Here is a 12,207-nt window from a genome sequence, read left to right as displayed (position 1 = left end):
GCGGTGGCCGCGCCCGAGGGCGTGGCCACCGCGATCAGGGGGTGGGGACCTAGTTCTTGTTGGTGCCCGGGGTCAGCACCTTGTCGATGACGAACACGGTGGCGTTCTTGGTGGGGATGTTGCCGCACAGGACCTTGGCGCCGTTGACGGTCATGTTCTCGCCGGAACCCTCGATCTTGACCGGGCCACCCGCGGTGTTCAGGCTCTCCAAGGACTTGGCGGACTCCAGACCCTTGGCGTCGTAACGCTTCCCGACGACGTGGTACTGCAGGATCGGGGCCAGCTGGTCCGGCTTGCCCGCCAGCTCGGCGAACTTGGCGTCACCCAGCGCGGCGAAGGCCGGGTCCGCCGGGGCGAACACGGTGATGGCCTGCTGACTGTTGAGCGTGTCCACCAGATTGGTGGCCTTCACCGCGGCGACCAGCTTGGTCAGCAGCGGGTTGGTCGACGCGGCACTGGCGACGGGCTGCGGGCCCATCGAGTCCAGCGAACCGGGCTCACTGCCCTGCGGCAGCTTCGAACACGCCGGGCCGAACACGTCGGCGTTGGTGGTGACACCGTCGCCCGAGGCGGCACTGGACATCGGGGCCGACATCGACGAGGACGGGGCGGGCGCGGGGGCACTGCTGGAGCTGCCGGACGAAGCGCTGTCATTGCCGCTGCAGGCGGCCAAGGCCAGCGCGGTGACCGCGGTGAAACCGATTCCTGCGACACGAAGCTTGTTCACGGAAAATCACTCCATTTGTTTTTCGGACTCTTACCGGGTATTCGGAACCAGCACGCAATCGGATTGCCACTCTTTCGAGTGACCCCGATCACCGTGCGGTGAAACTGATGACATGCCAGCCCGTCGCACCGTCCGGAACGGTTCCGGCGCGGGCGTCGGTCTGGGTGTAGCCGGATTTGTCGACCGCGCGGACGGTGACCTGGTGACTGCCGGCCGGGACGTCGAATTCGGTCCACCACATCCGCCAGGTGTCGAGGCCCACCTCACGGGAAAGCATTGCGGGCTGCCAGCTCCCGCCCGCGCCGAGCCGGACTTCGACCCGCTCGACACCGGTGGTCTGCGCCCACGCGACACCCGAGATCCGGACCTTGCCCGCGGGTACCGTTTCGAATCCTTTCGGACTGTCGATCCTGGACTGTGTTTTGATCGGGGCCTGTTCACCCCAGCCGCGGTCGAGCCAATACGCGCGGCGCGCTTTCCAGGTGGTGATCTCCAGATCCTTGACCCATTTCGTCGCCGAAACGTAGCCATAGAGACCGGGGATGACCATTCGGGCGGGAAAACCGTGTTCGACCGGCAGCGGTTCCCCGTTCATCCCGATCGCCAGCATCGCGCCCCGCGCCGGATCGAGCGCGGCGACGACCGGGCTGCCCGCCGTCCAGCCGTCGACACTGGTGGAGAAGATCTGCTCGGCACCGGGCAGGACACCGGCCTCCCGCAACAGTTCGCCGAGGTCCACACCGATGAAGTTCGCCGTGGACACGTAGGTGCCGCCGACCTCGTTGGACACGCAGGTCATCGTGATCGTGCGCTCGATCAGCGGCCGGTTGCGGATGTCGTCGTAGCTGTACCGCTTTTCGTTGCGCACCATGCCGTGCAGACGGAGACTCCAGTCCTCGGCCCGGACCTGCGGCACCGAAAGGGCGGTGTCGACGCGGTAGAAGTCGCGGTTCGAGGTGAGGAACGTCGGCGTGCCCAGTTTGGCGAAATCCGCGTCCGCCGGGATCGGCGGCGCCGGCTCGGCGGGAACGAGCCGCCCGATGGCCGCACGGGAGGACTCCGCGTCTCGCGTGCCGGCGAGAAGCTGCCCTCCGGCCCCCGCCGCACCCGCGGCCACGACGGCACCCGCCCCGGCCAGCAGCACCGACCGGCGCGACGGAGCGTCACCGGAGGCCTCCTCGACGGTTCGGGACCTCACGATGGCGAGGCGATGCAGCCAGAAGAAGACGCCGACTCCGGCGATCAGGCTGGCCAGCGGCGCGAGCAGGGCGACCGAATCGAGGTCGGGACGCTGCGACACGGCGAACCCGCCCAACAGACCGAAAGCGGCGATCAGCACGATCCCCGGAACGGGCGACCGGCGCGAGGCGACCCCCGCCGCCGCCGCGGCGAGCACCATCACCACGGCCATCCCGCCGAGCAGCACGAGCTTGTCGTAGACACCGAACGTGCGGACCGCGAAATCCTTCAGCTCGATCGGGGTCAGATCGATCGCCCCGTTGCCGACCGCCAGGTACGGCGAAGCGTTGGCGCTGATGAACCCGGCCACCAGATGACCGGCCGCCAGTGCCGCGGCGAGGGCCACGACACCGATCAGCGCCGCTCCGAAGAGGGGGAGGCGTTGGTCCCGATCGGCCCGCGAAGTCTTCATGCCAGGTATTCGCAGCCGTTGGGCGTTTGGACTGGTTTCCTTTTACAGCAAGGGAAATCGGCGCTTTTCGCAGAGGGGGTCACCAAGTATTCGTGGCGGAAGCCCCCGCGGACAGGTCACGAATCGGACACGGGCGCGAGCGCCACTCACGAGAGCTTGGCCGATGTCTTTGCTCGCCTAGGTATGAAGGTCGAGTTTCCTCGGCTGAGCCGAGGGAAGGGGCCTTCACGCGCCACTGTTGTGACTGCTGGTCCACGTGGGGCGAACGTGGCGATCGGCCAAGTCCGTGAAGGCCTCCTTGAGGGACTCTGGGTCCCTCAAGGAGGCCTTCACGGACTTGGCCTGGCACCAACCGCAGCCAGAATCCACGTAGACACCTGAGACACCTTGGCGTTAACCCGAATCGCCACTCGCGACCCCAATGCCCGCGTGATCAGCGGGACGACACACGTGAGCCAACGGACGACACGCGTGACTGGATGGACGACACGCGCACGGCCGGGCCACGCGGCGAGTCGTCCGCCAGGACACGCGTGTCGTCCATCCGATCACGCGTGTCGTCCCGCTGATCACACGAAATCGCCACTCACGACCACCCCGGCCCGCCACCCGCCCGAGTTGCCCTGCTCACCCCGGCTTGCATGGTCATACACACCTATGCATATACTTCCATCATGTCCAAGGTACTCACCTCTCTGCCTGTCGGCGAACGCGTCGGGATCGCCTTCTCCGGCGGCCTCGACACCTCGGTAGCGGTCGCGTGGATGCGCGAGAAGGGTGCTGTGCCGTGCACCTACACCGCTGACATCGGCCAGTACGACGAACCCGACATCGCGTCGGTCCCCGGCCGGGCGAAGGCTTACGGCGCCGAGATCGCGCGCGCTGTCGACTGCAAGGCCGCGCTGGTCGAGGAAGGGCTCGCGGCACTGGCCTGCGGCGCCTTCCACATCCGCAACGGCGGTCGCACCTACTTCAACACGACCCCGCTCGGCCGCGCGGTCACCGGCACGCTGCTGGTGCGCGCGATGCTCGAGGACGACGTCCAGATCTGGGGCGACGGCTCCACCTTCAAGGGCAACGACATCGAGCGGTTCTACCGTTACGGCCTGCTCGCGAACCCGTCCCTGCGGATCTACAAGCCGTGGCTGGACGCCGCGTTCGTCAGCGAGCTCGGCGGCCGCAAGGAGATGTCCGAGTGGCTGCAGGCCCACGGCCTGCCCTACCGGGACAGCACCGAGAAGGCCTACTCCACGGACGCGAACATCTGGGGCGCGACGCACGAGGCCAAATCGCTCGAACACCTCGACACCGGCATCGAGATCGTCAACCCGATCATGGGCGTCCGGTTCTGGGACGCCGAGGTCGAGATCGCGCCCGAGGACGTCACGATCGGCTTCGAGCAGGGCCGTCCGGTGACGATCAACGGCAAGGAGTTCGCCACCGCGGTCGACCTGGTCCTGGAGGCCAACGCGATCGGCGGGCGGCACGGGCTCGGCATGTCCGACCAGATCGAGAACCGGATCATCGAGGCCAAGAGCCGCGGCATCTACGAGGCGCCGGGGATGGCGCTGCTGCACGCCGCGTACGAGCGGCTCGTCAACGCGATCCACAACGAGGACACCCTCGCCAGCTACCACAACGAAGGCCGCCGCCTCGGCAGGCTGATGTACGAAGGCCGCTGGCTGGACCCGCAGGCGATGATGCTGCGCGAGTCGCTGCAGCGGTGGGTCGGCGCGGCCGTCACCGGCGAGGTCACCCTGCGGCTGCGGCGCGGCGAGGACTACTCGATCCTCGACACCACCGGCCCGTTCTTCAGCTACCACCCGGACAAGCTGTCGATGGAGCGCACTGAGGATTCAGCGTTCGGCCCGGTGGACCGGATCGGCCAGCTCACCATGCGGAACCTCGACATCGCGGACTCGCGCGCCAAACTCGAGCAGTACGCCGGGCTCGGCATGGTCGGCGGCGGGCATCCGACGCTGATCGGCGCCGCGCAGGCCGCGTCGACCGGGCTGATCGGGGCGATGGACGCGGGCGGCGCGCAGGCGATCGCCTCCCGCGGCAAGGCCTCGGCCGAGGACGAACTGCTCGACCACGCCGCGATCGAATCCGGCACGGACTGACCCGAATATCCGGGACGCGAAAGCGCCGGGCGCGCGGCATCGAAGCCGTTCGCCCGGCGCTGTTCTTCGTTCAGGCCCTCGATCGGGTCACTTGTTGCCGAGCTCGGACCGCCGGTACCCCAGTTCGTCGATCAACCGCCTGATCTCGACCTGGCCGATCGCTTCGGCCAGGACGGAAACCGACGCGATGCTCTCGATCCGGTACTGGACCGGCACCCCGCCCGAGGCCCGGGACTGCGCTTCGGCCTCCGCCTTCTTCTCCGCTTCGACGGCACTGAAGACACTGCCGGCCCCGCCGTTGACGCAGCTGATCGAGCCCGAGCCGTTCAGCGGCAGGGTCGCCTTTTCCCGGCAGCTGCCCGCCGAGCGGCCGCCGATGGTCACGTTCGCGGTCATCGAGGCGTTGACCTGACCGGTGACCTTCCCGCCGCTGTTCGCGGAGGCGGAGCTGGACACGTTGGCGGTCACCGTGCAGCCCGAACCGCTGCACGCCACCGTGGCCGCGCCGTCCATGTCGAACCGCACACCGGTGTCGACGGCGTCGGACAGCTTCTGCGTGTTCACCATCAGGTTTTCGTAGACTTCGACGGTTTCCGACGGCGTCAAAGCGTCCACATCGGAGTCACCGAGGCCGGCGCCGGGCGGCATCTGCGGCAGTGATCCCGCGTCGGGCATCGTCGGGACCTTGGGCACCGACGGCATCTTCACGGAGTAGCGAAGAAGCCTGTGCGGCGCTTCCTTCGAGACGTACAGGTCCCCGGCGGGCGTGCTCGCCTTGAGCGCCGGGACGTCCCGGACGGTCTCGTTCTGGTCGGCTGGGATCTCCTCCGCTCGCTCCAGCGCCTCGCGCAGGCGTGCGGCGAGCTTCTCCGGGGACTCGAACTGTTGCAGGACCGGGCCGAACAGCGCTTCCTCGCCGGTGATCCACCGGTCCTTGAGGTCTTCGGCGCCCGCCGAGTCCGCTCCCAAGCCGGGCAGCAGGCCGTCGGGTGCTCTGAAGAAGACCTTGCCGCCGACGACCAGCAGCTCGATCTTCTTGCCCTGGAAGGACATCGTGCCGGACGTCTCGCCGTACGCGGTGGTCTTCACGTCCGTCTCGATCATCCCGCCGACCGCGGACGTGCTGTTGCGGACGGCCGGCGCCGACGACAGCCCGGCCAACGCCTGCTCGAAGGGTTCGCGGCCCGCTTTCGACGGCCACAGCAGCCAGGTCGTCAGACCGGCGAGGAGCACCAGCACCAGCCCGGCGATACCGCCGAACAGCAGCCACCGGGGTTTCCGGGCAGGCGGCGCCGGTGCCGGTTGCGGGACCCAGCCCTGCGGCGGCGGCCACTGCGCGCCTCCGGGTGGGAATGTTTGCTCCACGTCGCCCTCCATCACTGAATTCACCGGACGGCATGACGCTATGGAGGGATGATGAAAACTTGATGAAACGCGGGGCCGGATCCCGGCCGCGCCGGGCGGACGCGGCCGGGAAGCGGGTGTCAGCCCTTGCGGGCGAACGAGATCCGGTGCAGCCCGCCGGGTGTTTCGTCGGCGAGGTACAGCTCGCCGTTCAGGTCGGTGCCGAACGTGGTGGCGTCGAGCGGGAACTCGCCGATCCGGGCGCTTTCGTAGGTGCCGTCGGTCTTCTTGCGGACGGCCCAGGCGGTTCCCTGGCAGAAGTCGGTGGCGAGGTAGGTCCCGCCGGCCAGCGAGGCGTACTTCCTGCCGCGGTAGACGTGCCCGCCGATCACCGCGCAGCCCTCCGTGCCGGAGATGTAGTGGAAGACCGGGTCGGTGTAGGTCACGCCGTCCTTGCAGCGCGTCTCGTCGAAGACGACCGGGCCTTCCTTGCAGGACCAGCCGAAGTTCGCGCCGCCCTTGCCCATCGCGAGGTGGTCGACCTCCTCGAACCGGCCCTGGCCGACGTCGCCGATCCACAGCGAGCCATCGGCCCGGTCGAAGGAGAACCGCCACGGATTGCGGAGCCCGTACGCCCAGATCTCCGGCCGCGCGCCCGCGACACCCACGAACGGGTTGCCCGGCGGGACGCAGTAACGCAGCGGACGGCAAGCGCGGTTGACGTCGACGCGCAGGATCTTGCCCAGCAGCGTGTCCAGGCGCTGCCCGCTGGCCAGCGGATCGCCGCCTCCGCCGCCGTCACCGATCCCCCAGTACAGGTACCCGTCCGGGCCGAAGGCCAGCTGGCCGCCGTTGTGGTTGGGGAATTCGGCGTGCGGCTGGGTCAGCAGTTCAGTGAGCTCCCCGGTGTCCAGCCGGACCCGTGCCAGCGTCACCGCGCTGTCGGACTTGCGGGTGTAGGCGACGTACGCGCGCCTGTCCTTGGCGATCGCGAGCCCGAGCAGCCCGCGTTCGACGTCCGCGCCGTTCACCTTGTCGCTGATGTCCAGAACCGGCTTGGCGGCGAGCCCGGTCCTGGGATGGTAGGCCCGGACGACGCCTCTCTTCTCCACGATGAGGATCCGGCCGCTCCCGTCGTCGAGCGCCGTGATCGCGGTCGGGTTCACCAGCCCGGACGCGACCTTGGTCGCCGTGGCGGTCAGCTCGCCGAGCGGAACACCCCGTGCTTCCACGGTTTCCGCGCTGCTCGCGGCCGGGAGCAGCGCTCCGGCCAAGGCGAGCCCGGCCACCAGGGACAACCCCCGGCGGAGGTGCCGTCGCGTCATGTGGACTCCAATCGCCGTTGAATGGTCTGGTCCAATTCAAGCGCGACCGGAGCAGCGGCGGTACCTCCATCCGCGAGCTTTTCGTCGGTTTCTTTCCGTCGGAGCCCCGTTGCCCACTCGCCCAAGATCGTTTTCTCGCCGTTCACTCTTCTTTCGGGGCAATTCGGACATGAGCCATACCCCTGAGTAGCCACATGTATGACCTCTGTATGCTCCGCTCTCGCTCGATGGGATTAGTCATCCCCCATCTGGGCGAGCCGTTGCGGTCGGGGCCTGTGGTCGCATTCGGCACTGGCATTCGTGGTCCGTATTCGGATGGGAGACACATGCACGGCAGGTCAGTTCTGGTTCGCGGCGGGATCGCGGTGGCCACCGCGGCCGTCGCGCTGACGATGGCGGCTCCGGCCGCCCTCGCGGACGACGGCGCGGCTCGCGGCCGCGTCGTCGAAGGCAGCGGCACCGACGGTTTCAGCGTCAACTTCGAGGGCGGGCAGAACTACGTCACGAAGCTGTTCGGGCTGAAGCTCTCCGACGGCAGCAAGCTCAAGATGTACTGCGTGCAGGTCGAGGTCGGCATGCGCACCGACCAGGACATGATCGAACGCCCCTGGAACAAGTACCCGGACGCCGCTTCGCCGTTCAACAAGAACAACGCGAAGATCAACTGGGTGCTGCACCACGGCTACCCGGCGGTCGCCGTGAAGAAGATCGAGGGCGCGCTCGGCAAGGACGTCAAGCTGAACGGCGGCCTGTCCGTCGAGGAGGCCGTCACCGCGACGCAGGCCGCCGTCTGGCACTTCAGTGACGGCAAGAACCTCGACCGCAAGAAGCCGCTGCCCCACGAGGGCGCCGAAGAGTCCGCCGACGTGCTGGCGGTCTACGACTACCTCGTCGGCAAGGACAACGTCGGCATCGGCCAGCAGCCGAAGCCGACCCTCGACATCGGCCCGGCCAAGGCCTCCGGTGCGACCGGCTCCAGGATCGGCCCGTTCAGCGTGGCCACCACCGGTGACATCACCGAGCTGACCAGCAAGCTGCCCGAGGGCGTCAAGGTCACCGACGCCGACGGCAAGGAGATCAAGGCGGCCGCCATCAAGGACGGCACCAAGGTCTACCTCGACGTCCCCAAGGACGCCAAGGACGGCAACGGCTCCTTCACGCTGAAGGTCAGCGGCCACCTCGACACCGGCCGCCTGTTCGTGGGCGAGAACTACGCCAAGGTGCCCGCCCAGTCCCTGATCGTGGCGGAGTCCGAGAAGACCTCGGTCGTCGCGAACGCGACCGCCAGCTGGAAGCAGGGTGGCGCGCCCGTCACCGAAACCCCGGCTCCCACCACCCCCGGTGGCGCCGAATCGGGTGGCGGCGACGAACTGGCCAACACCGGTGCTTCCGCGACCATGCCGCTGGTGATCGGCGGCGCGCTCCTCGGCGCGGGTGTGCTGATGGTGCTGCTGGTGCGCCGTCGCCGTAGCGAGGCGTAAGAACCGAACGACGAAAGCGGGGCCGGTCCACTGTGGACCGGCCCCGTTTTTGTCGGGGCGTGAGCGGCAAGGGCATCGGCACGTGGTGGGTCACGACCCGCCGGACCGGCGCGCGTCGTAGTGCGTGCCGGGAGTGTGCCCGAAAGCGCGGCGGAAGACGTCGATGAACGCGCTGGTGGACGACCAGCCGCAGGCGTGCGCCACCGCGGTCACCGGGGTGTTCTCGGCCAGGAGGACCAAAGCGCGGTAGAGCCGCAGTTGCGTGCGCCATTGCGGGAACGTCATGCCGAGGTCGGCTTTGAAGAGCCGCGCCAGGGTGCGATCACTCGCGCCCACCCGCGCGCCGAGCGCGGCCAGCGTCCGGTTGTCGGCCGGATCGGCACTGAGGATCTCGCACAGGGCACGCAGCCGGGGATCTTCCGGCGTCGGTAAGTGCAGGGGTTGCTGCCGCGAGACGCGAAGCCGATCGAGCAGGACCGCGCGGAGCCGTCGGCGTTCCGGGGTTTCGTCGTGTGGCGGGTCGGTGTACGCGCGGATGAGTTCGCGCAGGAGCGGGCCGACGGCGAGCACGCTCGGTTCGGCCAGCCGCAACGGGTTCACCGCGGCGGGCAGGCCGACGAGCCGGAGTTCCAGGTCGCCGTGCGCCTGATGGGCGTGCACGGTCCCGGCGGGCACCCAGATGGCCCTGGTGGCGGGTGCGACCCAGGAACCCCTGTCGGTGGTGATGGCCAGTACGCCACGGGCGGCGTAGACGACTTGGTGATCGTCGTGCCGGTGCGCGTCGATCGTCGTGCCGGAGGCCAGTGACCGGACCTGCGTCGGCGCCGCGGGCAGGTGGCGGATTTCCGTCATCGTCTGTCATTTTATCGGAAGCGCGACAGCCGTGGCCGCGACGAGCATGGCGGGGTGCCGAAGACCAAAGCGATCGTCCTGCTCTCGGCGGGACACGCGTGCGTGGACGTGTATCAGGGTTCGGTCGCCGCGCTGGTGCCGTTCTTCGCCGCCGAGCGCGCCTACGGATACGCGGCGGTGTCGGGCATCGTGCTCGCCGCGTCGCTGCTGTCGTCGGTGGCGCAGCCGGTGTTCGGGGCGCTGACCGACCGATGGGCGATGCCGTGGCTGCTGCCGTCGGCCACACTCCTCGGCGGACTCGGCATCGGCCTCGGCGGGGTGTCCGGCTCGTACGCGCTGACGCTCGCTTTCGTCGTGGTGTCGGGAATCGGCGTGGCCGCCTACCACCCCGAGGCGGCGCGGGTCGCGAGAATCGCCGGCGGCGGGCATACGGCCATGGGCTGGTTCTCCCTCGGCGGGAACATCGGGTTCGCCGCCGCGCCCGTGCTCGTCGCCGCGGTCATGTCCCTCGGCGGGCTCCGGATGTCGCCGTTGCTCGTCGTGCCCGCATTGGCGGGCGCCGTGCTCTGCCTGCCCGTCCTGCGCGCGCTCGCCGGAACCGCCCGCTTCGGCGGCTCGTCGGCGGACGCCGCGGGCGTCGACGACTGGAGGTCGTTCACGAGGCTGTCGGTGGCGGTGGTCTTCCGTTCGATCGTGTTCGTCGGGTTGAGCACGTTCGTCTCGCTTTACGCCCAGCAACGGGCCGGCGGCGGCACGACGACGGGCGGTGCCGCGCTGTTCCTGCTCTACCTCGGTGGCGCCGCGGGCACCCTGCTGGGCAGCAGGCTGGCCGGGCGCCGGGACCGCGTCACCGTGGTGCGCCGGTCGTATCTGGCCGCCATCGGCGCGGTCGCGGGCGTCGTGTTCGTGCCGGGCCCGATGTTCTTTCCGTTCGTCCTGCTGGCCGCGGTGTGCCTGTACCTCCCGTTCTCCTTGCAGATCACGCTGGCCCAGGACTACCTCCCCGGTCGCGTCGGCACCGCCAGCGGCGTCACCCTGGGCCTGACGGTCAGCATCGGTGGTCTCGCGAGCCCCGTCATCGGCACCATCGCGGACCACACCTCCCTCCGAACGGCACTACTCCCCCTGATCGCACTGCCGCTTTTGTGCTGGATCACAACGCGCACCCTGCCGGAGCCGTGCTCCGTCCAAACCGGAACGGCCGCGGAAGAAGAAATGTCAAGAACACGTCGATAAATGATGTACGGCCCTGTACACCATCGGTTACCGGCTGGTAGGTTCCGAGCATCCTGAACGTGATCCACTTCATGATTCAAAGGGGAGTCATGACCCGCAAGCCCGCTCGTCTGCTGGCCGTCGCGATCGCCCTCATCGTCACTTTCGCCGCCGCGCCCGCCGCCTCCGCCGCCACCGCGACCGATCCGTTCTACAGCTACGACGGCAGCGAACCACTGTCTTCGTACAGTCCCGGAACGGTCTTGAAGACGCGGACGCTCAATTACCACGTCCTCGGTATTTCCACGCCGCTCAAGGTGACCCAGCTGCTCTACCGGACCACCGACGCGCAGGGAAAGCCGTCCGCCAACGTCACCTCGGTGCTGCGCAGCCTCACCGGCGACAGCACGAAAGCCGTTTCTTACCAATCATTCTACGATTCGCTCAATCCCGAGCACGGCCCGTCGAGGGCGATCGCGGGTGATGTCTCGTTCGGCGGCCTGATCGCCAACGCCGAGTCGCTCTTCATCGCACCGGCGTTGCTGCTGGGCTACAACGTCGTCATTCCCGACACCGAAGGCCAGAAGGCGAACTTCGCCGCCGGGCCGGAATACGGGACGAACACCCTGGATTCGGTCCGCGCCGCGACGCGGGCACCGGAAACGGGAATGAACGACAAGACCCGGTTCGGCCTCATCGGTTATTCGGGTGGCGCCATCGCGACCGGCTGGGCCGCCGCCCTCGCGCCGGATTACGCCCCCGACGTCAACAAGAATCTCGTCGGTTTCACCGAAGGCGGCGTACTCGTCAAACCGTCGCACAACCTCAAGTACGTCAACGGAAGCATCGCCTGGACCGGCGTCATTCCGATGGCACTCATCGGCGTCTCACGATCCTTCGGTATCGACCTCAAGCCGTACGCGAATTCCTACGGTCTTCAGGTGCTCAAGGACATGGAAAACGCGTCGATCGCCGACGCGCTCGGCCGTTATCCCGGGCTGACGTGGGAGAAGTTCGTCAAACCGGAGTACGTCAACCCGAACAAGGTGCTGCCGTACGTCGAGGCCGTGAACAAGATCAACCTCGGCTCCGCACCGACGCCCACCGTGCCCGGCTACATCGCGCAGGGCAACAACGGTGTCGTGGAAGGCACTTTCGGCAACCCGCCGGGGATCGGGACCGGCGACGGGGTGATGGTCGCCGGTGACGTGCGGTCGCTCGCGCGCCAGTACTGCGACACCGGCAACAAGTCGATCAAGTACGACCAGTACAACACCTTGAGCCACGTCGGGGCGGCCGTCGCCTGGGCGCCGCAGGCCATCGGCTGGCTCAACGACCGGTTCGCGGGCAAGCCCGCGCCGTCGACCTGCGGGAAGATCGCGCCCGGCAACTCCCTCGCCCCGGAGGTGCCGGTCGGCTGACCGCGGAAGTGGGGGGGGGGGCGCAGGTGGGGGGCGGGGTGGCGGCACGAGGGGCGGGCAGGCCCCAA

9 protein-coding genes are annotated in these 12,207 nt (G+C 68.4%); 4 read left to right on the top strand and 5 right to left on the bottom strand.

The window, feature by feature from the left end; genetic code table 11:
- Positions 1-49: 49 nt before the first annotated feature.
- Positions 50-727, bottom strand: coding sequence for a fasciclin domain-containing protein (locus tag ACIHAO_RS42410; RefSeq protein ID WP_396567922.1), 678 nt, complete (start codon positions 725-727; stop codon positions 50-52).
- Positions 728-815: 88 nt separating this feature from the next.
- On the bottom strand, positions 816-2,378 hold the full coding sequence (locus tag ACIHAO_RS42405; protein WP_396567920.1) for a molybdopterin-dependent oxidoreductase: 1,563 nt from the start codon (positions 2,376-2,378) through the stop codon (positions 816-818).
- Positions 2,379-3,052: 674 nt separating this feature from the next.
- Here ACIHAO_RS42405 and argG point away from each other — a divergent pair.
- Positions 3,053-4,501 (top strand): argininosuccinate synthase, encoded by a 1,449-nt coding sequence (argG, locus tag ACIHAO_RS42400; protein ID WP_125789495.1) that lies wholly within the window; start codon positions 3,053-3,055, stop codon positions 4,499-4,501.
- An 87-nt stretch (positions 4,502-4,588) separates the two neighbouring features.
- On the opposite strand, the gene ACIHAO_RS42395 is transcribed toward argG, so the two are convergent.
- Together ACIHAO_RS42395 and ACIHAO_RS42390 are read right to left on the bottom strand one after the other, a co-directional pair.
- Positions 4,589-5,866, bottom strand: coding sequence for an SON protein (locus ACIHAO_RS42395; RefSeq protein ID WP_396567918.1), 1,278 nt, complete (start codon positions 5,864-5,866; stop codon positions 4,589-4,591).
- Positions 5,867-5,985: 119 nt separating this feature from the next.
- Positions 5,986-7,170: a PQQ-dependent sugar dehydrogenase gene (locus ACIHAO_RS42390; RefSeq protein ID WP_396567916.1), complete on the bottom strand. Its 1,185-nt coding sequence runs from the start codon at positions 7,168-7,170 to the stop codon at positions 5,986-5,988.
- Between the two features lie 326 nt (positions 7,171-7,496).
- Between ACIHAO_RS42390 and ACIHAO_RS42385 the strand changes: the two genes are divergently transcribed.
- On the top strand, positions 7,497-8,651 hold the full coding sequence (locus tag ACIHAO_RS42385; protein ID WP_396567914.1) for a Cys-Gln thioester bond-forming surface protein: 1,155 nt from the start codon (positions 7,497-7,499) through the stop codon (positions 8,649-8,651).
- A 90-nt stretch (positions 8,652-8,741) separates the two neighbouring features.
- On the opposite strand, the gene ACIHAO_RS42380 is transcribed toward ACIHAO_RS42385, so the two are convergent.
- The gene (locus ACIHAO_RS42380; RefSeq protein WP_396567912.1) at positions 8,742-9,503 is read right to left on the bottom strand and encodes an AraC family transcriptional regulator; all 762 of its coding nucleotides are present in this window, start codon (positions 9,501-9,503) and stop codon (positions 8,742-8,744) included.
- A 54-nt stretch (positions 9,504-9,557) separates the two neighbouring features.
- Between ACIHAO_RS42380 and ACIHAO_RS42375 the strand changes: the two genes are divergently transcribed.
- Together ACIHAO_RS42375 and ACIHAO_RS42370 are read left to right on the top strand one after the other, a co-directional pair.
- The gene (locus ACIHAO_RS42375) at positions 9,558-10,739 is read left to right on the top strand and encodes an MFS transporter (RefSeq protein ID WP_396567910.1); all 1,182 of its coding nucleotides are present in this window, start codon (positions 9,558-9,560) and stop codon (positions 10,737-10,739) included.
- Between the two features lie 89 nt (positions 10,740-10,828).
- Positions 10,829-12,139, top strand: a complete 1,311-nt coding sequence (locus ACIHAO_RS42370) for a lipase family protein (protein WP_396567908.1) — start codon at positions 10,829-10,831, stop codon at positions 12,137-12,139.
- Positions 12,140-12,207: the final 68 nt, after the last annotated feature.

Source organism: Amycolatopsis sp. NPDC052450 (assembly GCF_044547565.1).
Lineage (GTDB): Bacteria > Actinomycetota > Actinomycetes > Mycobacteriales > Pseudonocardiaceae > Amycolatopsis.
Note: the sequence above shows the minus strand (reverse complement) of the source record. Positions and strands in the feature narration are given on the sequence as shown.